Source organism: Desulfobulbus oligotrophicus, assembly GCF_016446285.1.
Classification (GTDB): domain Bacteria; phylum Desulfobacterota; class Desulfobulbia; order Desulfobulbales; family Desulfobulbaceae; genus Desulfobulbus; species Desulfobulbus oligotrophicus.
This window is the reverse complement of the sequence record NZ_CP054140.1, coordinates 342,552-364,224: the sequence shown is the minus strand read 5'-3', so window position 1 is coordinate 364,224 and position 21,673 is coordinate 342,552. Positions and strand designations below refer to the sequence as shown.

General features: G+C 53.9%; 14 protein-coding genes. 6 read left to right on the top strand and 8 right to left on the bottom strand.

Annotated elements, in window-relative coordinates; translation table 11 throughout:
* Positions 1-5 precede the first annotated feature (5 nt).
* From HP555_RS01620 to HP555_RS01585, 8 genes are all read right to left on the bottom strand, one after another.
* Positions 6-1,808 carry a GmrSD restriction endonuclease domain-containing protein gene (locus tag HP555_RS01620; protein ID WP_199263481.1) on the bottom strand — a complete coding sequence of 601 codons (1,803 nt, stop codon included), beginning with the start codon at positions 1,806-1,808 and terminating at the stop codon, positions 6-8.
* Between the two features lie 48 nt (positions 1,809-1,856).
* Complete coding sequence (locus HP555_RS01615; protein WP_199263480.1) at positions 1,857-4,559, bottom strand: DEAD/DEAH box helicase; 2,703 nt, start codon at positions 4,557-4,559, stop codon at positions 1,857-1,859.
* Positions 4,560-4,692: 133 nt separating this feature from the next.
* Positions 4,693-5,928, bottom strand: a complete 1,236-nt coding sequence (locus HP555_RS01610) for a hypothetical protein (RefSeq protein WP_199263479.1) — start codon at positions 5,926-5,928, stop codon at positions 4,693-4,695.
* A 477-nt stretch (positions 5,929-6,405) separates the two neighbouring features.
* Complete coding sequence (locus HP555_RS01605) at positions 6,406-6,612, bottom strand: UvrD-helicase domain-containing protein (protein ID WP_199263478.1); 207 nt, start codon at positions 6,610-6,612, stop codon at positions 6,406-6,408.
* Positions 6,613-6,632: 20 nt separating this feature from the next.
* Positions 6,633-7,766: a restriction endonuclease subunit S gene (locus HP555_RS01600; protein ID WP_199263477.1), complete on the bottom strand. Its 1,134-nt coding sequence runs from the start codon at positions 7,764-7,766 to the stop codon at positions 6,633-6,635.
* Positions 7,763-9,322, bottom strand: a complete 1,560-nt coding sequence (locus HP555_RS01595) for a type I restriction-modification system subunit M (protein ID WP_199263476.1) — start codon at positions 9,320-9,322, stop codon at positions 7,763-7,765. The genes HP555_RS01600 and HP555_RS01595 overlap by 4 nt, the downstream gene beginning before the upstream one ends.
* On the bottom strand, positions 9,319-12,687 hold the full coding sequence (locus tag HP555_RS01590) for a DEAD/DEAH box helicase family protein (RefSeq protein ID WP_199263475.1): 3,369 nt from the start codon (positions 12,685-12,687) through the stop codon (positions 9,319-9,321). Before HP555_RS01590 ends, HP555_RS01595 begins: the two co-directional genes overlap by 4 nt.
* Positions 12,688-12,717: 30 nt before the next feature.
* On the bottom strand, positions 12,718-14,232 hold the full coding sequence (locus HP555_RS01585; RefSeq protein ID WP_199264461.1) for a sigma-54 interaction domain-containing protein: 1,515 nt from the start codon (positions 14,230-14,232) through the stop codon (positions 12,718-12,720).
* A gap of 430 nt (positions 14,233-14,662) precedes the next feature.
* Between HP555_RS01585 and HP555_RS01580 the strand changes: the two genes are divergently transcribed.
* From HP555_RS01580 to HP555_RS01555, 6 genes are all read left to right on the top strand, one after another.
* A complete protein-coding gene (locus HP555_RS01580; RefSeq protein ID WP_199263474.1) occupies positions 14,663-15,310 on the top strand; it encodes a vWA domain-containing protein in 648 nt (215 codons plus the stop codon).
* A gap of 34 nt (positions 15,311-15,344) precedes the next feature.
* Entirely contained in the window at positions 15,345-15,725 is a 381-nt protein-coding gene (locus HP555_RS01575) for a hypothetical protein (RefSeq protein ID WP_199263473.1), read from the top strand.
* A 51-nt stretch (positions 15,726-15,776) separates the two neighbouring features.
* The gene (locus tag HP555_RS01570; protein WP_199263472.1) at positions 15,777-15,959 is read left to right on the top strand and encodes a hypothetical protein; all 183 of its coding nucleotides are present in this window, start codon (positions 15,777-15,779) and stop codon (positions 15,957-15,959) included.
* Positions 15,960-16,035: 76 nt separating this feature from the next.
* The gene (locus HP555_RS01565; protein ID WP_199263471.1) at positions 16,036-16,596 is read left to right on the top strand and encodes an HD domain-containing protein; all 561 of its coding nucleotides are present in this window, start codon (positions 16,036-16,038) and stop codon (positions 16,594-16,596) included.
* 51 nt (positions 16,597-16,647) lie between these two features.
* Positions 16,648-17,910 carry a metallophosphoesterase family protein gene (locus HP555_RS01560; RefSeq protein WP_199263470.1) on the top strand — a complete coding sequence of 421 codons (1,263 nt, stop codon included), beginning with the start codon at positions 16,648-16,650 and terminating at the stop codon, positions 17,908-17,910.
* Positions 17,907-21,422, top strand: a complete 3,516-nt coding sequence (locus HP555_RS01555; protein WP_199263469.1) for a YhaN family protein — start codon at positions 17,907-17,909, stop codon at positions 21,420-21,422. The genes HP555_RS01560 and HP555_RS01555 overlap by 4 nt, the downstream gene beginning before the upstream one ends.
* Positions 21,423-21,673: the final 251 nt, after the last annotated feature.

The window sequence follows — 21,673 nt, the reverse complement described above, 5'->3', positions numbered from 1 at the left end:
GTCCCTTACAAGCTGAAATAATAAGATTGAAGTTGATGTGCTATAAGCCGCCTTCGTTCAGTCAAAAATTGGCCATAGCTCAATTCCGGGTTGTCTAGGAGGGCTATGGGCACGGCATTTTCCTCAAAGTTGTATTTCAGATCGTCTAAGTCAACAATGCCGCCGTAAACTGGCTGGTTGGTAGCACATTGCTCTATTACCTTGGCCAGATATTGGCCAGGTGCCTGGTTGCTGACTGCAATGTTGATTTCTTGTTGGGTGTAAACATAGTTGGCGATTTGGTTGTACTCGGAACGCTTGAGACCAAACTCACGTTGCAGGTAATTCTTGGGGAAAATGTGATGCACATCACCCCGATGCTCAAGCATGGAACGCACGGTAATGTTCCGGGAGAGAAAACCTCGGTGATTGTTCTTCACCTGGGCAGCAAGGAACGCCTTGTATGCAGGATGATTGCTGCTCGAGGTATTCATGGCCTGGACAAGGCCCACGTTCCAGAAGGTATCAGAAAGCTCAGCCGCTTCAATATTCACCAGGAATGCGCCGAAATCACCCTGGTCAATGCTCCGAATATCCTTTTCAAACAAAGTTTCCAGTGGACCGGAGTAACGACCTGTGAGAATCGAGAGCACGAACCATCGCCGGACGTAGTGTTCGATCTTGTCTGCTGGGTAGTCGTCCCGGCGCAGCTTGAGATAAAGTGCATAGGCAAAGTTGAGTGGACCTTGCCGGTTTTGGAGCTGAGAACTATCCACGAAACCTGCTGACTTCAGGATCATCAGGAACCGTTTGAAATGGTTCTCTTTCATGAACGCCATGACGCCATCCTTCAAGCGTGCAAAGGATTGTTCAGCAATCTCATCCTTATAAGTACGGGTCACAAAGTCGCGTCCCGAGAGCAGGCCTACCAGATCGCCTAACTTTCCACGTGCAAAATGGGCTACAAAGGCCACACGTAGCATATCGCTATAGGTCGGGTCGTAAAGATCCTCATTTTCGTTGCGCAGCCACTCCATTTTTTTGAAGAAGTCGGTGGCAGTAAATTCTGGATCGTTCTCCTTGATAAAGAAATAGAACTCAGGCGCTACTGCTAGGTGGCAGAAATAGTCGATAGCCTTGCGGAGGAGGTTGCCGCCATAGATTTCGTTGGCTGCAATCTTGCTCATGGCGAAGTCGGCCTGACTCAATGTCACCCCTTCACGATTGATGCGGATGAAAATTTCGGTGACCATTTCGATGTCAAGTTCAGCGGCCAACTCGATCATGCCAATCTGTTTTTTGGTAATGCCAATTAATTGAGTTAACACTCTCTCCAGATGGTCCTCGTCCATCTCAGAATTGGCCTCGGTGTATTGGCGTACCAGTTTGAGCAAGCCAATTTCCCCCTGCATGATCGGCGCAATGTCGGGAATCCAGGACTTATCGCGCACGATAGCCGGATTACTCACTTCAAACCGTTCCTCTTTGGGGTTGAAGGCAATGCGTATGCGAACTTTTCGATATTCCTTGTTTATCACCTCGTTGCCCACAAGGGCCGCCGACAGTGCGGTAATCCGTTGTTGTCCGTCAATGAGGATCTTCTTGCCCCCTGAAAGCGATCCATCCTTCAACTGCACATCCGGATTTTTCCAAACAATGATGTAGCCGACCGGATACCCTTGATAGAGGCTGTCGAGCAGATCCCGAACCTGGGTGGCATCCCAGACAAATGGACGCTGAATCTCCGGGATGGCAATTTCGCCGGACTTGACCCAGGCCATTAGGGTCTCGATTAGGTGCTGATTGACGGAATATTTCTGGCTGGCCATTCCCTTTTCCTTTCCTCACTAGAGGACCTCGAACGTTATTGGTTTATTTCAAGCGACAAAGCCGCCGGTGACCAGTTGTCTGTTTTCGGGATGCAAATCCCTGTTGCTCATTTCATCGAGTCTAGCGTCCATAGCTTCGACGGCAATTTGGTAGTATTTTTTCACTTTGCCCCTTTCGACGTCAGGTGAATGCCCGTCGAGCGCCGGTTGTTTCAACCACTCGGAAAATGCTTTCGGGTTCCTTGTGCAACTTCCATCCGTGATAAGAAAAGCCGCAAACTCTTGGCGCATCCGTACCCCTTGATCATTTTGCCATCGAAGCATTGTAGTAATTACGGCGTCAGATTCCAATCCTTGCAGATTTGCCACCCGCCCATCGAACGAGTATTTTTTCACCTTTTTCAAAAGATAATTAAAAAGCGGGGCATCAAGGTCCATCATCAAAATTTCCCGGCGGCGTGATGCAATAGTTCTGTCCAGGGTTATTTGCATCTGCAATCCCAATATTCCGATCTCCTCAGCTATTTCTTGCGGCAGCTTTATTCGCATCACTTTTCCTTGATGAGTCCTCTCTAGTATCTCAATGTGAAATGCGGCAAAAACCCCTTCAAGAAATGCTTGGACATGCTCAAGTCCTATCGATAATTCACCTGCGCCTTCATGCGGGTCGTAGCCGGCAGCGTACTGCATCAATTCTCGTTGTTTCTCGACAGCCAGCCGTGCTACTTTCAATGCTTCCTCAATTTTTTCTTGAGTGCGGACGATCGGTTCCTGGTTTGACTTGTTTATGATATCAGCAACATCGAGTACCTCAACCAGCTCTCCCAGGATTTCAGCCTCAAATCCGGGACGGTATTCTCCGCCCAGGACCGACATATCGGAAACGACATTTTCTATTCTATTGTAGAGGATGTTAAGAATGCTGCCATCCATTGACTCCGACACGCTGACATTGAAAACTAAGACCTTCTTTTGCTGCCCATATCTGTAGAGGCGTCCGACTCTTTGCACCAAGCGCATCGGATTCCAGGGCAGATCGTAGTTCACCATTACATGGCATTGCCGCTGCAGGTTGATCCCTTCTCCCCCCGCCTCGGTGGAAACGAGAAACTGTCCGCCCTCGTCCTCGAACTGGATAATCGCCTGTTCCCGTTCGCTTCTGTCCTGCCCTCCGTGAATGACAGCCACGGATTGCTCGCCGTACCGTTCCGAGAGCGCTCGCGACAGATAATCCTGTGTCCCACGGTATTCCGTGAAGATCACCACCTTTTCCTTGAGATTCTCCCCGCGAATGGCTGGGATCAGCTGGTTGAGCAAGACTGAAAGTTTGCTGTCGTGGTTGAAGACAAGTTCCGCCTGTCGCAGCAGATCATTGAGCAGATCGATTTCGCCATGGAAAAACTCCAATCTTGGCCCATAATCAGTTTCTTCCCATTCCCCGACGAACCGCTCGTCCACCGCTTCGATATCAACCATCGATGAGGCCTCGGCGGCGATATCACCCAGCAGCCGTTCAAGCCGTTTTCTCAGCGCCCTCTCAATGGATGCAATGCTTGAGGCAGCCAATTTCCGGTAGGTCGCCATAACGAAACCGATCGCCCGGTCTCTGATCTCCGATCCTCTGCCCTGGGAGTTATACCCTTCCTGCAGATATTTTTTTAAATGTCTGTCAAAGGAGCGCTCTGCTTCATTTTGATCCACAGCTATCGATGAGGTGGTTTTTCCCTGAAAAATGAAATTTCCTTCTGCATCGGTCGCGTCCGACTTGTTGTTTCTGATCACCATCTCCCGAAGAATTTCAGGATGCAGTGATAAGTTGCGGATGTGGTTTTTGAAGCTCGGCCTGATCAACTCCAGCAAGCCCTGGAACTTGTCGTTTTTTCCTTGGTGCGGGGTGGCGGTCAGTAAAAGCAGGGCATCCGATTTTTTCCTCAGTGCGGCGGCGAGCCGGAAGCGTTCCGAGCTTTGAAATTTCATGCCGTATTGCATGCGGCTCAACCGATGCGCCTCATCAAAGACAATCAGATCCCAATTATCGGCCTGCAACAGTTTGGGCAGATGATTCTCTGATTTCAACAAGTCCAGCGATCCAATCACAAAATCATACAATTTCCAGTGCCGGGCATCATGGATTTCAAAATCTTCTCCATAGATCTGAAAATCGCTGAGCGCGAATTTGTGGTGCAGTTCTTCCTTCCATTGATTGACCAGCCCGGACGGCACCACCAACAAAATTTTCCGGTGCGTTCCCCGCCGGATCAAGGCGGAGAGCAGCATGCCGACCTCAATGGTTTTGCCGAGGCCCACGTCATCGGCGATCATCCAGTTGAGATTACCGGAGGCGAGAATATGGTGCACCAGATGAATCTGGTGCGGCAGCGGATCGATATCAAGCCGGGATAAGGCGCCGGTATTCTCGTGCCACATTTCAATGGCGTGCGCCAGGCTACGCAGGCGAAACCGTTCGGCATTGCCGGCTTCCCCTGTCTGGGACAACTCAAATCGTTGCCAGACCCCTTTAATTGCCCGTAGGTTCTCAAAGGGAAGCCAATGCCTTTCTCCGCGCTCAAGAAAGTCAACCAACACCTGCTCGCGTCGGCCAATCCGCCTCGTTTCCAGGATTACCCCTTCCCCCAGCGACCGCCGGGTTCTCGAGGGCGGAGCATCCTGTACCTCCACACCCAAAGGAAATCCGCAAACCAGCTGCTGCCGAGAAACACACTCCTTCTGACGGTTTTGCAGCCATTGCACCCGGCAGCTTGATGGATCATTTTTCAGATCGGATTCAACAACCCTGCCAACCTCGTTATTGCCTTTTTTCCTGACCCAGCAACCGGCAATTGGTGTTAGTCTCGCCCTTGGCATTATGAAGCACCTTCAGTTATTATCTGTATAAATTTCTAACTTTTTTTAGAATATGACCACGTTTATCAAAGGTGAGTTCCGGAATATCCTCGCTGCTTGGAGGGAGCAGTTCCAGGTCAACCAAAAACGAATGCCTGTCGACTATTGCTTCTCTGTAAAATTCGGAGACTTCCGCGCCATGGCTGAATTTTCCAATGATATATTCGTTAAATGTCTTTGAAATTCTCCGCTGGATGTCGTCGTATCGCCAATGGTCATGTAGACGGACCAACATCTGCTCGACCTCTTCCGGATCAGGGTATCCAGCGAAAGACCTGATGATGCAAAGCGCCGTCGGCCAGGTCAGAACGCGATAGTTACTTGCTTGGCCGCTGTAGAACTCATAATGCTCCTTCCATATCTCTTTCACTTGCGAGGCCAGGTACAATTCCTCCACAGACGTCCCTTCAGCAAGCTCGCGGAGAATCGCCGTTTTGCAGGCGGCCCAGCCGTTGACCGTAAAAATTTCTGCGATAAGCGATACTTCTTCCCGGTCGAGTTCACATTGATCGCCAAGGAAGGAGGCCATTTGCAGGGCGCGCTCCTCATCGGTCAGCTGGCCTCCTGTTTCGACTTCGGTTTCATCGAGCAGGCCGAGCAGTTCAGGATCAAATTCGTCTTCCGCATCAAGCAGCAACGCCCAATCAACGGCATCCTCTTCTTCGGTTGCATCCGACCCGGGCTCATTCTCCAAGAATTCTTTACTTGTTTCCGGCACCAAGCTTTCAACATCAAACTCTTCCTCAACAGCAGAAATAATCTCAAGTTGCTCGCCCTCCAGCTCGAACAGCTCCTCCTCATCGAGATATTGGTCTAACTGGAGATCCTCAAGTTCCTCCTCCTCACTTTGGGCGCATGCTGAATCATCGACGAAGAGTTCGTTATCTTCAACTTTCTCCACCACATCCTCAAGGTCAACATTTACCCCTGGTTCTGTGACACTCTTACTGATTTCAGCCTGATCCAAGCCTTCATCTATGGAATGTCCTTTACTCGGGCAATCACCAGAACGAGCCAAACCTGCAGATTGATCAAGTGAAGGACGATCCTGCTGACCAGCAATCTTGCGCGCCTCATGCTCATCGATTTCGAAGTGTTGACGTTTCGTGAGAATGGATTGATGATTGGCGAAGAGAAAGGCTAGTTCATTGGCATCAAACACATCGTCGATTTCTTTCTTCGATGCAGTCTTTGATGGGTCCAGGAATGATTCCATGCCAATTGGCCGTATGAAACGAGAAGTGGTTGGGAAGGTATGTGTTGTTGTCATGCCCTTTAATTGCAGGCTGCATGCCAACTGCTCAAACTACTTCAATTGTACCTGTTCCTTTTTGTTTGTAAACTGATGGTGAGAATATTTTTCTCAAAAAAACAGGATGATCTGGCCGAGCGATCGTTGCGAGGCCGACTCTGTGGGGATGGTATTCAAGCTGGGCAAAGTTGTTTGTGAAGGCTCGTACCGCCGGTATTGAACGGCCGAGAATTGCAGATGATGATTGGAACGGCTTCAGCCAAAGAGCGTTACGCAGGTGATAAAATTATTTGTGTAACGCAAGAAATCTTGCGGACGAAGGGCGCTCGCCAATCGGCCCGGTGCAGAGGTGTGGAGCGGAGAGCTGGGGGAAAGCAGCAGCGAAAGGTTTCAAGGCGGATATCGTTCAGATCTTGATGGAGTCGATGCCAACAGTTCAGGTCAGCAATAGTGGGGCTGATCCTTACGTTCGGCGGCGGCCTTCTGGGTGAATGTGAAGGCCACGATGCTCGTCAGGGTGAACCCTTCCGTTGCTTTGGTCTTGAGCGAATGAGCCACCCGTGCCGCCATCACCTGGGTATTGCCAGAGCCGGCACAGGTGATGACATGGAGATTGAGGTTGTCAGTTTGGCTGGCCGTATAGGGCATAAAGATATCAGGGTTAGCTGTTATAGTTCTCCACGAAAGGCGCGTTGGTTGAGGGAATTGAATAGATTCTCCAGCTCAAGTATTTCTGTGTTTTGTTTTGCCAGTAATACCTGAACAATAGCAACACGCTCGGCAAATTCTCGCTGTAAATCGACCGGAGGTAAAGGGGTGTTAAGGTTTCTTAAGATTTCCAGATTAATGTTTTTTTGAGCTGATTCAGGGGCGCTCTCTTCCAGAATTTTCTGAAGAAATCCAAGCCAATGTTGAACATACACTGTGGTCGAGAGACCATTCGGAAAAAAACCAACCACACTATCAGGAAAACATGCATCAAAAGTCAAAATTCCTGTTTTAGCAATATTTGCCGCGATGGTTATGCATAAGGTGCCAGATGGCCACAATTTGCTCTGCTTCAAGCCAATCTCTGAATATGTGCTTTTGTAATTGCTGATATATCCATTCGAGTTTGCCACATCCCCGGTTTGGATCAATGGGTATGGCCCCCCGAGAAGCTCAGGGGCATTTCGAGGGCGATGTTTTGAGATACCACGGTCGAGCGTTCCAATTTCAGCGAATTTTTTTACACCCCACCCCTTAGGGTTGGAAACGGGGTCTCCGAACATGTCGAGGAAGGTGGCGCGGAGGAAGTCGTCGGCGAGTTCAATGGCGGCTTGCCGTTTGCGGCGGATGGCGTCGGCCTTGTCCAGGATGGCCGCAATCCGCTTCTGCTCCGCCAACGGGGGGAGGGGGATAGGAAATTCTTCTAAATCATTCCTGCGGATCGCAAGAAATGTTGATCCTGTACCCAACTTGGACAATTCTTCCTTTTTTGAATTGATATAATGTGCCGCATATTTGATATCGACTTTTCCTTTTTTTGCTCTTAACCCTGCGACACCACGACCAAGACAATAAATTTTGTCCGCCCAATTCAAATCTCCAATTGTTGCTCTGACGCATACAATCAGATCGCCAATTTCAGTTACACGAGACGGAGCTGTCGTCCATTTTTTGGGCTGAGGATATTGTGCTCCATAGTCACCAGCACCCGCAATCATTGGAACACCTCGACCGTTTTCATTATACGATTCACCAGGTGGAGCGGAACCCATTGCAACATGAACTACTTCACTCAAAGGAACGTACTTCATCATCCCAACATCCCCCGCAGCTCTTCCATGTCCGCCATGATCTCCTTCTCCAAGTCCATCATTCGCGCCAGAATCTCCCTGGGCGGTTCATACTGCTCCTCCTGGTAGACTGTTTCCTTGTAGCGGTTGATAGAGAGGTCGTACTTGTTGGCCCGTATATCATCAGCAGCCACAAAAAAATGCCTTTGGGTGCGGTCAGTGTCCTGTTTGGGGTTGCGCTGCTGCCAGCGTTCGAGCAAATCCGGCAGGTCGTTTTCTGCAACCTCAATGCGTTTATCATCCAGGGAAAAGCCATCGGCCTGGACATCGTAGAAAAAGACCTGATCTGTTCGCCCGCCCTTGGTAAAAACAATGACTGCCGTGGAAACGCCGGCATAGGGCTTAAACACGCCTGAAGGCAGGGAAATAACCGCCTCCAACTGGTTGTCGTCCACCAGCATCCGGCGCAGGGCCTGGTGCGCCTTGGAAGAGCCGAACAGCACGCCCTCCGGCACAATGGTGGCGGAACGGCCACCAATTTTGAGCATCTTGAGGATCAGGGTCACAAAGAGCAGTTCGGTCTTCTTGGTTTTGACCTTTTTCAGGAGAACCGGATGAACATCCTCATAGTCCAGGCTGCCCTTGAAGGGTGGATTGGCCAGGATAATGTCAAAAAATCCTTCCGCCTCGGCCGGGAAACCTTCAGGGAAGCGGTTGGAGAGGGTATCCATGTAGTGGATATTCGGGGCCTCGATGTTGTGCAGCAGCAGGTTCATGGCGGCGATGCGCAGCATGGTGGCGTCAAAGTCAAAGCCGTGCAGCAGTCCGGACTGGATATGCGCCCGGAACGGTTCCAATCGGTCGCCAGGGTAGACCAGGCTGCCATCCTCGTCCTGATATTCCATGCCCGGGGTGGTGTTGGTTTTCAGCAGGTAGTGCATGGTCTGCACCAGGAAACCGCCCGTACCGCAGGCAGGGTCGCCAATAATTTCATCCGGCTTGGGGGCCAGCATTTCCACCATTTTGGCGATGATATGGCGCGGGGTGCGGAACTGCCCGGCAATGCCGGCAGTGGTGAGTTTGCCCAGCATGTATTCGTACAGATCGCCCTTGGTGTCGCCTTTGGTGAGCGGCAACTGGTCGATGGTATTGACCGCGGTGACCAGCAGGTTGGTTTTCTGGATCAGCAACTGGGCATCCTTCATGTATTCGCCGAATCGGGCGCCATCGACAGCCACGGTCTTGAAATGGGGAAAGACGCCGTCACGAACCACCCGGAGCATATCCTCGCCGTTCAGATGCTTGAAATGGGACCAGCGCAGATCCTGTTCAGTTTTAACCAGGTCGCCCAGCATTTTGCCGCGCACCTCGTCGGCAAGGGGTTTGTCGCTAAACAGGCGACGGAAGGGTTTGCCGGTGCGACTGGCCTTCTTCTCTTCCCGAATCTCCCGGATGTCGAGCAGGCGGGCGAACATGAGAAAGGAGATCTGCTCGATGACCGAGAGCGGGTTGGCGATGCCGCCGCTCCAGAAATCGTCCCAGAGTTTGTCGATATCGCTTTTCAGTTGGCCGGTAATCATGCCGTTGGTGCTCCTGTTTTGGGTTGAAAGGTTTCAAGGATGGTGATCAGTTCGTCCACCTGGTCTTCGCTGGTAAATACGCCGTCGAGGCCGTCGCTGGCGATGGTGGTAAAGGGTTCCTCGTAGAGTTTTTCCACCGTGATCGCCCCGTATTTCTGGATGTGGTTCTTGAGCAGGCGCAGGAACAGGGTTTGGCGGGAGTTATCCGCAAACCTGCGGGCAAAGGCGGCAAAGCGCTCTTCCACGGCCTCGGGCTCCATACCGATGATGGTGCGGATGATGAAATCCAGCGGCGGAGTCGAATCCGGAAAAAATTCGCGCAGCAACTCCAGATTGACGTCCGGATTCTGGGTCAGGACCAGGGAGACGAGCGAGTTCAGATCCTGCTGCGAAACCGGCTCGCCCCGCCTGATCTTCTGCAGGGCCGGGTTGGTGACGAACAACTGCTCCAGGGTCTCTTCCACCAGTTGGCGGTAAAGCTGCATGTCGATGGACTTGACGTTGCTGGTGCGGCGGTTCAGTTCCACTTCGCCATCGGCAACGTCAATTGTCTTGGGCGGCAACGGATTCACGGTCGGTTTCTGCCGGTGGTGCATGATGCCCCGCAGCTCCTGTCGCAGTGTCTCCAGCGTGGCAACATTAATCATATCCCAAAACTCGCTGGACGCTACCTGCTTGATCAGATCAATCTTGGCCTGTACCGGATTGAGATGTTTAAGCAATCCGTTCACCCGTTCCTGGATCTGATCCTTGCAGTCGGTAAAACGCCCGGACTGACGCAGCAATTCCACCTGGGCATTGACGGTCAGCAGGTCAAAGGCATAGGCATCGCTATGGTCGCGGGTATAGACCCACTGCATGAGCGGCGCCATCTCGTTGCGGAGCGCGGCCACCGTGGCAGGGGCAAACTGGTCGAGCACGCCCTGGGCAAGCAGGCCGCTTCTCTCCCGCCACCGCTCCCGCACAGCGATGGTCTCCTCAGGTAGGGCGTTGAGGTCTTTGCGGATCAGCTCGACGGTATCGCGGACGGTGTCCAGCTCGCCTTTGGCCAGAGCGGTTTCCGCGAGACTGATTCGCGCCTCGAAAACCAGTTGCATGATTGACTTGGACGGAGCCGGGTCGGCTTCGGGACGGTCGATCTCGAAGCGCTCGAAGTTGCCCCAGTGGTCGAAGATGCGGAAATTTTTCTTATCCTTGCCCGGTCCGAACAGATTTTCGCAGAGGCGGGTGCCCCGGCCGATCATCTGCCAGAATTTGACCCAGGAAAAGATCGGCTTGGCAAAGACAAGATTGACCACCTCGGGCACGTCGATGCCGGTGTCGAGCATATCCACGGAAACAGCGATGGTCAGCGGATTGGCCGGATCCTTGAAGTCATCGATCAACTGCTCGGCACGCGGGTCGTAATTGTCGATCACCTGGCAGAAGGTGCCGCCGTATTGGGGATACAGCTCGTCGAACACCTGGGCCAGCAGCACGGCATGGTTGTGGTTGCGGGCAAAGATGATGGTCTTACCGGGTAACTGGCCCATCCCGTCGCGGATACCGTGCTCCATCAGGTTGCGGATGATTTGGCGGTTGGTATCGCGGTTGAAGATCTTCTTGTCGATATCCTGGGGATCGAAGTTAAACAGCTCCGGATTCTCGCCGGCATCCTCCAGCTCTTCCCGCTGGTCTTCGGAGAGTTGGTTGAATTTGATTCCATCGCGTAAAAAGCCGGTGGTGTGGGTGTACACCTCGTAGGGGACCAAGTAGTGTTCTTTGATTGCCTGCTCCAGCGGGTAGTAGACGGTGGGGTACTTATCCTGGCAGTTGAACAACCGGAATGTGTTGCGGTTGATCTTGTCCACCGGTGTGGCAGTCAAGCCGACCTGCAGGCTGTCGAACCATTTGAACAGGTCGCTGTAGCGGTTGTAGATGGAGCGGTGCGACTCGTCGGCGATGATCAGATCAAAAAAACCGGTGTCAAAGGTCTGAAAAATCTTCATCATTGCCGGATAGGTGGCGAAATACAGCCGCTTGGTCCTGTCCTGCGCGGTTTGCGAAGTGACGTAGGTCCATGGCTCCTTGATGAAATCGGTGATGGTGTTCTTGGCCTGCTTACGTAGTTCTAGGCGATCGCAGAGAAAAAGCACCCGGATGCCCCAGTTTGCGCGGACCAGTGCATCAATGATGGCGGTTGCGACCCTGGTCTTGCCAGTGCCGGTGGCCTGGACAATGAGGGCCTTGCGCTGCTTGGCGCTGAAGCGTTCGCAGACCGCTTGGATGGCCTGAATCTGGTACATGCGGGTGCCGATGATTTCTTTTTTCGGCTCCACCTTGGCGAGGGGTTGCTTGGTCTGGCGCTGGCGGATCAGGTATTGCAGGCTGTCCTTGGAGTAAAAGCCGAATATCTGGCGGGGAGGATACCCTTGGGCGTCGTCCCAGATGGTGATATCAAAGCCATTGGTGTAGAAGATCACCGGTCGCTGACCGTGCTTCTTTTCCAGCCCATCCGCATAGAGCTTCGCCTGGGTGCGGCCGTTCTCGGGGCTGGCGGAGGTTTTTTTGGCCTCGATGACTGCCAGCGGCTTGCCGGTATCATCCCAGAGGACATAATCGGCATAACCCGTGCCGGTGGTGGTGGGTTGATGGGCAACAGCCTCCTCCAGGGACACTTCAGCGGTGTTGCCGCCGTTGGGATCGATATTCCAGCCAACAGCGATCAGTTGTTTGTCGATGAGGCGCTTTCTGGTGGTTGCCTCATCAAACTTGAGGGCGTCGGCGGCAGCCTGGCCGGCGGTCTTGAGCGCATGCAGTTCGGCCTCGGATTTCTCGGCGGCTTTTGCCTGGGCGCGTAGGGCATCGACCTGCTGGAGCAATTCTTGAAGTTGCGCCTCCTGGGCGGCGAGCTTCTCCAGGGCCGCTTTCTTCTCCTTCTTGAGTTTGGCCTTGATGTCTTCGGGAGGCTCCTGAAAGGCAAAACATTCGTCGGCTTTGCCGCCGCCATAGGTGGCAAAATACCACCAGCCAAGACCCCACGCCTCACGCAGGCAGGCCAGGGCGGCCGGACTGTCCACCGGCTTGCCGTGCGCCGCTTTGTTGCCGTCCAGCCGAATTTGATGCAGTTTGTCCAGAACCACCTTGGGTACGGCTTGCTTGAAGGGTTCCTCGGCGAGCAGATCGAAGAGGTTTTGCTGATACGGCAGGGCAAGATTGTGGAACTGATAGATGCCGGCCACCATCTGCTCGGCAAAGGTGCGCAGTTTGATCAGCGCGCTCGAAGCATCGGTGCGGACATACAGCTCGGCAAAGCCGCCCAAAGTGGCCAGCTCTGGCCATTGCTTGCGCAGCATCTCAAAATTTATCGAGTCCATGATCTTCATGCCCTCCTTCAAAGCAACGGTCGTGCCAACTTATTCGAGACCGTATTTCTTGAGCCAGTTGGTCAAGGTTTGGTAGCTCGGCAGACCTAGGGTTTTCGCAGCGATTGTTTTATTGCCATCGTGTTCGGCGAGGCCTCTTTCGAGGTAGTGGACAGCTACGGTCTTCATCACCTCCGGCAGGCTGAAACCAAGCGTGAATGGGCGGTTGAGAATGGTTTCTTCGCCAGTCATCCGGCCTTTCGCCGGAACAGGCAGCAAGGCCTCACGGATATCCTGCTCGACCAGTTCTTCATCCATTGACCATACCGCCGCCCTGGTGAGCGTATTCTGCAACTCGCGGATATTGCCCGGCCAGGGATGTCTCAAGAGAAGATTTCTTGCTGATGCAGAAATTTTTTTGTGTTTATATCCGGGCTCACTTTCACTTTCCCGATTGATTCTCTCCAGGAAACGATCGATCAACAGACTGAGATCGCCTTCGCGCTCCCTTAAAGGTGGCAGGTTGATTACTGCTACTGCCAGTCGGAAGAAAAGATCCTCGCGGAAGGAGCCGGCGGCTACCTCGTCGATAAGATTTCGATTGGTGGCTGCAATAATGCGCACATCAACATTCCTGGGCTGGGCTGCGCCAATCCGTCTGACCTCGCCTTCTTGCAGAGTGCGGAGCAATTTGACCTGCATTTCTTTTGGCAACTCACCGATCTCATCAAGAAAAATGGTGCCGGTGTGCGCGGCCTCAAAATGGCCGACACGTGCAGTGACGGCTCCGGTAAAGGCTCCTTTTTCGTGACCAAACAGTTCGGATTCGACCAACTCAGAGGGGATAGCCCCGCAGTTGATGGCCACGAAAGGTTTATGCTTGCGAGGACCGGCGTCGTGAATGGCACGAGCGAACAGCTCCTTGCCGGTTCCGGATTCGCCTTCGATCAACACAGGAATGGAGCGTGGCGCTACACGGCGAGCTTTGAGAATAATCCGCTGCATCACCTCGCTACGGTGGATGATATCGTCGAATTCTGGAGCGGTCTCAGGGAGACCAGAGGCGAGGCGCTCAAGATGCTTGTCCGGTTTTCTAAAAAGATCAGGGAGGAAATCGGCGGCAATATCAAAAGGCACAGAGGCGGCGCGAACACCATGGTCTTTTGAGGACTCGATGAGTTCGGCTGAGAACCTGGCCTTGGCCAGCAGTATCCAGACCGCAGCCATAGCCGGGGTTCCTGGACTCAGGTGAAACACCAATTGCGCCTCGGCACCCTCACCAATCTTTGCAGAAACCGCTTTCGAGGCTGCCTGATAGATTTCACCGAATTTTGTTGGCCCGGACAGCTCAACATGGATCAGCGAAATGGGAGAAGAGGTCAGGCCTTGCAGCCAGTTAACATAGTTCTCGGCCTCAGACCTGTTCCAATTATTCAGCAGTATGATTTCCTGGTAGTCTCTGGAGCGTGCAGCCTGGCCGACTGGCCCCAACCCAATATCCGCCTGCCCACTTGCAGCCCTCAGATCTGTGGCCCCTAACCAGCAAAATAGAAGTCGATTGTTCATAGCCACCAAGAACTACAAAGATTCTTGCGAAATAACAATTTTTTTGTGCTTCACGTTTGAAAGATGAGCTCGGAGTTATGGCGGCAACTACTCGCGCAGCCGGCGAATGCATGGGTATTTTTCACATAAATTTATAGCGTTAGGGGTAAATGTAAACGAAGTGACACATCTGGCACGGATAGTGCCTTCTCACATGCGACCACATCATTATTGAAAGCGGATGTAGATGATGCCGGGATCAACTGATCGGGCCGGGAGAGCGAGAGCCGCAGTGATCGAGGGCAACGAACGCTTGATCGCAACCAGGAACCAGCACTTGGTGAATGCTCATCGGCAGGCAGCAAATCAACACGGGTTGCTTTTTGTCCTACCGGCCATGGCATCGTTTGTCCAGGCAAGTTCCAAAAACAATTTGAATCTGGAGGGTGGCATGAAATACAACTATAGCGACATCACCGTGGTGCTCGATAGATCCGGTTCCATGGGAGTGCTGACCAGCGAAGTCATCGGAGCCTTCAATACCTTTGTCGATGAACAAAAACAAGTTGAAGAGGAGGCAACCTTTACCCTTGTTCAGTTTGACGACCGTTACGAGGTTGACTGCGAAGCGATCAACATCCAGGAGGTCAGCCATCTGGACGAGACCACCTATGTGCCCCGTGGCATGACGGCTTTATTCGACGCGGTTGGCAAAGCTATTCTGTCTACCGGCAAACGCTTAAGCGCCATGGCCGAATCGGATCGACCCGAAAAGGTTATTTTCCTGATTCAAACCGATGGCGAAGAAAACGCCTCCAAGGAGTTTTCCTTGAGCACAATCAAATCGATGATCAGGGACCAGCAGGAAGTGTATTCCTGGGAGTTTGTTTTTCTTGGCGCGAATATCGATGCGGTCAGCGTCGCCGCCGATATTGGCATAAGGCGGGACAGAGCCATGAAATATGCCAACAATGCAGCAGGGTTAAGCGAAGCCTTGTGTTCCCTGTCCACCAACCTGGCTTCCTTCAGACGCGGGAAAAAGGTGGATATGTGTTATGAGGAGTCAGATTATGACGCGCAGGAAAAAGCGGGCGTCTGATTTTGAGCATTGCATAACGGGTTAGGGAGGGATTATGGCCATCGCCCTTGAATTCATCGATTTTGTTGTGCCGATTTCTGTTATCAGGGAAAAATATCCGGAAGGTTGGGAGCAGTGCCTGAAGGATCACCGGCAATTGATCGGCGGTCGGGTCTGGTTCGATGCCCACCTCTTCCGGGACGGCGCCATGAACCCCTTGGATATCAAGTCCCTCTTGGAAGAGTGGACTGCCTTGGGGTTTGAGCCAACCGAGAAAACTGATGGGCAGCTTTTCTGGAAAGATTGTTGTGTGATAGAATCACTCTTTGGAGGCCCGACACGACCATGCTCCTGGATAGCAATGGGCGATGATGGCCGCAGCGCGTATTTGAAGGGCACTGAACCGGGAAATGTTATCGGCAGACCCCCAGCATGATTTCACCGGGAATTGATAGGTTGCCATTCCAAAACTGCCACGGAGGATTCGATGAACGATGAGTATGAGGAGCCAAACGGGCTACTCGATGACGACCCTGCCTTGGATTGCATCCTTTTTGAGGAAATGAAAAGGGAGAGTACGAGGCCGGGCAATCATCCAGGCTGCCTGGGTATGGTGGCTTTATTTATACTGCCAATCGCAGGCATCTATTTTGTGGCGCAACTTCTCTGAAACATCTTCACCAGGGGAAGATCCCCAGGACTGGTTAACCAATTGCCATCAACATCCTTCAACAGGTCTGATTTCCATGGTCAATATTGTCTCAAACGAACTCATCACAGCGGTGCAGTATCAGTTCCAGGTGGATTGGAACGGTATCCACGGCGTCAGCCATTGGGCCAGGGTCTACGAAAATGGCCTCCATCTAGCGGAATCCACAGGTGCGAACAAACAGGTGGTACGGCTCTTTGCGGTGTTTCATGATAGCCGAAGGTTCTCCGAAGGACAGGATCTGGAACATGGTCCTCGAGGCGCGCAACTGGCCAAGTTGTACCGGGGAAAATACTACCAACTGCCGGATGACGAGTTCGACCTGCTCTTCACGGCGTGCAGCCTGCACACCCAAGCCAAAACTCACGTCGACAGCACGGTGCAAACCTGTTTTGACGGGGATCGGCTTGATCTCGCTCGCGTTGGCAAAATACCAGACCCGAGATTTCTCTGCACCGAGGCGGCGAGGGACCCGAAAACTATCGAATGGGCCATCCAGCGGAGCATCACAGGGTTTGTTCCGAAGAATATTCTCGGCCAGACTGCTCTTGAGGGCCAAACGAACCGCGGAAATGCAGGCAGGCTGGCTCATGGTTGATATGTGCGAGACCAGATATGGACGTAATCAAGTAATAAAACGGAGCCCAATATGAAATTCCTGCACGCCGCCGACCTACACCTCGACAGTCCCTTGCGGGGGCTGGCCAGGTATGAAGAAGCACCCGTCAACGATCTCCGAGGCGCCACCCGCGCGGCCTTCAACAACTTGGTGGAACTGGCCATCGAAGAGAAAGTGGCCTTCGTGCTACTCGCAGGCGACCTTTACGACGGCACCTGGCAGGACTTCAGCACCGCGATCTTCTTGGCAACGAAGCTGGGCGAGCTGGACCGGGCAGGCATCCGGGTCTTTGGCGTCCTCGGTAATCACGACGCCCAGAGCAAGCTCACCAAAGCGTTAGAGAAACCGAAGAACCTGACCCTGTTTCCGGCGAACAAACCCCAAACAGAATTTCTTGACGACCTCGAGGTCGCCATACACGGCCAAAGTTTTAGCCAGCAGCACGTCGAAGAGAACCTTGCCGTTGGCTTCCCCGCGGCAAAGCCAGGGATGTTCAACATCGGCCTCTTGCACACGAGCCTCGATGGCCGCGAGGGCCATGCGGCCTACGCCCCGTGCAAACTCGACGATCTGCGGGCCAGGGATTACCAGTATTGGGCTCTCGGCCACGTACACGCACGCGAGGAGGTTTCGACAGAACCTTGGATTGTCTTTCCTGGTAGCCTTCAAGGGCGTCATGTTCGTGAGACCGGCCCCAAGGGTTGCTGCCTGGTTTCCGTCGAGGACGGTCGGGTCAAAAGCGTCGAGCATCGGACGCTGGACGTGGTTCGCTGGGCAAACTGTGATGTGGACCTTGGCACAGTGAGCAGCATGCAGGGCGTGCTGGATAGCGCCAGCAAGGCCCTGCAGGAGGTTCTTGATAGTGCCGAAGATCGTATTGTTGCCACCCGGATACGCTTCGTGGGATCAAGTCCGGTTCACGCAGAACTCCAAGGTAGGACCCAATGGTTGCGGCAGAAGCTCATGGAGCTTTTCGCCGAAGTGCATGGAGAGGGTCTGTGGATCGAAAAAGTGGTGGTGGCCACCATCAGTAAGCTGGACCGGGAGGCAGTGCTCACGGGAGACGGAGCCCTGGGAGGGCTGGCGAAGAGCATTATGGAGGTCAAGGAGGTGCCAAGCGCAGTGCGAGGTCTCGACACAGTCCTGACCGCTTTCAGGGAAAAGCTCCCTGCAGAGGTGTTTCTCGCGGAGGACGGGCTGCGAATTGACGACCAGGAGGTCATTGCGAGGCTTATCCAAGAAGCTAAGGAGTTGCTCCTTGGCAAACTTCTGGAGACAGGGAGTGAATCATGAAAATTAAGCGCCTCGACTTGCTGGCCTTTGGTCCATTCACGAAAAAGTCCCTCGACCTGAGCGACGGCAAGCCCGGTCTGCACGTGGTTCATGGCCCCAACGAGGCGGGCAAGAGCTCAACACTGCGGGCGCTCAAGGCCTGGCTATTTGGCATCGACGCCCGTTCTACGGATAATTTTGTTCACGACCACAAGCAGCTTCGGGTGGGCGGTGTACTCGAGACCTCGGACGGTAAGGAAATCGCCTGCGTGAGGCGCAAGGGCAACAAGGGTACCCTGCTCAGTGCCGATACCGAACAGCCCATTGGCGACGATACTTTGAGCAGGCTGTTGCCGGGGCTTGATGAGAAACTCTTCTCTCAGCTTCACGGCATCGATCACGCTGGGCTCGTGCAGGGTGGCCAGGCCATCCTCGAACAGAGCGGCGATCTCGGAAAGTCCCTGTTCGGTGCCGCGCTGGGCACCCAGGGGAAGACCGACCTGCTCGGCGAACTGGCTTCCGAAGCGGACAAACTGTTCAAATCCAGGGGCCAGAACCAGATCATCAACGACGCCGCCGTGAAGCTGAAGGAAGCCAGGCGAGAGGAAAAGCACGAATCGGTCTCTGTGAGGGAGTGGAAGGAACTTCAGAAGTCTTTGAAGGAAGCAGAGGAGATCGTTGCCAATATCGACGAAGAGATCGCCGAGGCACGACGCAGCAAGAGCAAGCTCGAGCGCTTCAGAAGGGTGACTGGTCCCCTGGCCGAGCGCCGCGATTTGCTCGATCGCCAGGCCGCCCTGGGTGACGTGGTGCTGCTCCCCGAAGACTTCGCTTCCCGTCGACAAGCATCCCTGGATAAGCGGTCCCTGGCCAGGGAGCGGCTACAGAAGGCGAGCTCCAAGCTCGACAGGGTGAGACAGGAGGCTGAAGGGCTTGAAGTTCCTCAGGGATTGCTAGAGAATCAAGAGGCCATCGAGGATCTGCAGCTTCAGCTTGGCGCTTTTCAAAAGTCGGTCAAAGACAAACCAGTACAGGATGCCAAGCGTCGCGAGCACCGCAACGCGGCCCAAGCCATGCTCACGAGCATCCGCCCAGACCTCGACCTCGAATCCGTCGAGACCATGAAACCACTTCTCAACAAAAAGAAATTGATCGTTGGGCTTGCGCAGGAATGGAGCCTTTTGAAGCAAAAGGCTAGCCAGATCGTGGCCAAGCAGCGCGAGCTGGCCGATGAAAAGACCAGTCTTCTGCAGCAACTCGAGGCCGTGCCCGGAGCTGGCAAGGACGTGGCCTCGCTCAAGGCCGCTGTCCTGGCTGCCCGCAAGTCAGGTGATCTGGCGCAGATGCTCCGCAAGGCCCGCGATGCGGCGGATCAGCAGGAAGATGCTTGCTCCGTCGAGCTGTCCCGTTTGGGCAGGTTCGACGGCACTCTCGAAGCGCTGGCCAGGCGAGCCATGCCTGAGAAGGCTGTTTTGGATAGTTTCGAGAAAAAGTTCGATCAACTGGACGAGCAGACTCGCGAGACCACCCGTCGGAAGGTCGAGGCCGAACAGGAGCTAGACCATCACCAGGAGAGTCTGAAGATATTGCTTCGCTCAAGCGAAGTCCCCTCCCTCGAAGATCTCCTTGCAGCCCGCGGTCACCGGGAGCAGGGATGGAGGCTCATTCGAGGTACGTACGTGGACGGGGTGGTGGACCCGGGGGATGCTGCTGTGAAGTACGCGGGGAGCAAGAATCTCCCAGACGCCTACGAGCAGGCCGTGTTGGCAGCCGACGACGTCGGTGACAGGCTTCGACATGATGCCCAGAGAGTTCACGAACGGGCATCGCTGGAGACCCAAATCCAAACCAGGACAGAGGTTCTTTCCGGGCTCAACGGCAAGCTGAGTGAATTGGTAACCGCCCGTGCCCAGCTCGAGAACGCCTGGCAAGCTGTGTGGAGCGGGATCGCAGACAAGGTCGGTACTCCCAAGGAAATGAAGGAGTGGCTGCAGCGTGTGGAGCAGCTTCTGCAGAAGGCTGAACAGCTTGACAGGGCAAGGGCAGAAGTCCGGTCGCTGGAAGCCATTCTGACTTCACACATCGAGGCACTCTCTGCCGAACTTGAGAAGCTCGGCCAGCAGCAAGAATCTAAGGCGGACGAACTCGAGTCGCTCCTTGCCCGATGCGAGCAGTTCGTCAGCCAGCAGGAAACTGCAATTAGGCGTAAAGGTGAACTCAAGGCTTCGTTGCAAAAGCTCGAGGTACAGCTCAAGGGTGCGACGGATACTCTGCGCCTTGCCGATGACGACCTGCAAAGCTGGGGAGCAACTTGGGCCGAGGCTGTCGAAGGGCTGGGGCTTGGGACAAAACCTCATCCTGAGCTTGCCCTCGCGACAATTGAGAAGCTCGAGGAGCTGTTCAGGGAGCTCAAAGATGCCGACACCGCCCACAAGCGAATCTATGGCATGGACAAAGACGAGGAGCGCTTTACTGCAGCAGTGGCCCAGCTTGTGCAGCGGATTTGCCTCGAGGTGGGAAAACAAACTCCAGCGGAATTAACCCAGAGTCTGGTCAAGCGACTTGGCAAGGCTCAGGCCGATGCCGCCAGCTTGCAGAAACTTCGAGCTCAGATTAGCGAGCTGGAAGAGGAGGTCGCCGAGGCTCACCAGGACATCCTGCTTGCCGAGCAGAATCTTGCCGCCCTGCGGATCGAAGCAGGAGTTTCGTCCGATGAGGAGTTGGCTCCAGTCGAGGAGCACTCGTGCCAGAAACGCCAGCTGATCTCTCGTCTCGAGACTCTTCAGCAGCAGCTCCATCAGTCAGGTGAGGGGCACAGCATCGATGAGTTGGAAAAAGAAGCCCAAGAATTAGACGTGGACCAGGTGGGCGACGATCTGTCGCAGCTCGATGCCAGACTGTCCGACCTGGCGAGCCGGCGAGATGCCAAGCGGGACCAGAGGCAGGCTCTGCTCGTCCAGATCCAGGCTCTGGATGGCTCGTCGAAAGCTGCCGAGGCCGCGGAACGAGCCGAGCAGTTGCTAGCCGGTATCGTCCCCAATGCGGAGCAGTATCTGCGGCTCACTATAGCTCGCCTCATTCTCGAGGAGCAGATGGAACGCCACCGCCAGAATAATCAAACGCCGGTTCTCAGGCGAGCCGGCGAGTTGTTCGCAAAGCTCACCCTGGGCTCCTTTTCGCGCCTTCGCGATGAGGTCGATGACAACGGCAAGCCAGTGCTACTCGGCGTTCGCGCCGACAAGGCCGAGGTGAGTGTCGATGGCATGAGCGATGGCACCCGTGACCAGCTCTTCCTGGCCTTGCGACTCGCCACCATGGAACTGCAACGGGACCATCAGGATCCTGTGCCTTTCGTGGTCGATGACATCATGGTCGGTTTCGATGACAAGCGCAGCAAGGCCTGTCTCGAGGTCCTCGCCGACTTTGCGCAGAAAACTCAGGTGTTGGTCTTTACCCATCACTCGATGGTTGCACAGGCCGCCCGTGCTCTTGGGACGGAGAAGGGTGTCTTTGTCCATGAATTGGTGGAGTAACCAGGAGCAACAACGCGAAAAGCGATGATGCGGAAGGAGCTCGGATAAAACCCATGACCACAGCGGATCTCGAGCAGCTCGTCGAGGGACTAGACTCCGAAACGCAGCTCACCGCTCGGCAGAAAAGAGCGGTTTGTCTTTTGACTTTGTCATTTAGGCGGAATCCTTGTTTCTCAACCAGACATCATTTTGATATTATATTATTTTTTTGTTGGCTCCTGCTGGTCAAATGTTCGGAAAGTTGGTCGAAC

Bases quoted from the DNA above. Each gene is read 5' to 3' on its own strand.
- HP555_RS01580 (WP_199263474.1), top strand. From the start codon at position 14,663: ATGAAATACAACTATAGCGACATCACCGTGGTGCTCGATAGATCCGGT.
- HP555_RS01570 (WP_199263472.1), top strand. From the start codon at position 15,777: ATGAACGATGAGTATGAGGAGCCAAACGGGCTACTCGATGACGACCCT.
- HP555_RS01620 (WP_199263481.1), bottom strand. From the start codon at position 1,808: ATGGCCAGCCAGAAATATTCCGTCAATCAGCACCTAATCGAGACCCTA.
- HP555_RS01610 (WP_199263479.1), bottom strand. From the start codon at position 5,928: ATGGAATCATTCCTGGACCCATCAAAGACTGCATCGAAGAAAGAAATC.
- HP555_RS01555 (WP_199263469.1), top strand. From the start codon at position 17,907: ATGAAAATTAAGCGCCTCGACTTGCTGGCCTTTGGTCCATTCACGAAA.
- HP555_RS01600 (WP_199263477.1), bottom strand. From the start codon at position 7,766: ATGATGAAGTACGTTCCTTTGAGTGAAGTAGTTCATGTTGCAATGGGT.
- HP555_RS01590 (WP_199263475.1), bottom strand. From the start codon at position 12,687: ATGAAGATCATGGACTCGATAAATTTTGAGATGCTGCGCAAGCAATGG.
- HP555_RS01595 (WP_199263476.1), bottom strand. From the start codon at position 9,322: ATGATTACCGGCCAACTGAAAAGCGATATCGACAAACTCTGGGACGAT.
- HP555_RS01585 (WP_199264461.1), bottom strand. From the start codon at position 14,232: ATGAACAATCGACTTCTATTTTGCTGGTTAGGGGCCACAGATCTGAGG.
- HP555_RS01575 (WP_199263473.1), top strand. From the start codon at position 15,345: ATGGCCATCGCCCTTGAATTCATCGATTTTGTTGTGCCGATTTCTGTT.
- HP555_RS01565 (WP_199263471.1), top strand. From the start codon at position 16,036: ATGGTCAATATTGTCTCAAACGAACTCATCACAGCGGTGCAGTATCAG.
- HP555_RS01560 (WP_199263470.1), top strand. From the start codon at position 16,648: ATGAAATTCCTGCACGCCGCCGACCTACACCTCGACAGTCCCTTGCGG.
- HP555_RS01605 (WP_199263478.1), bottom strand. From the start codon at position 6,612: ATGCCCTATACGGCCAGCCAAACTGACAACCTCAATCTCCATGTCATC.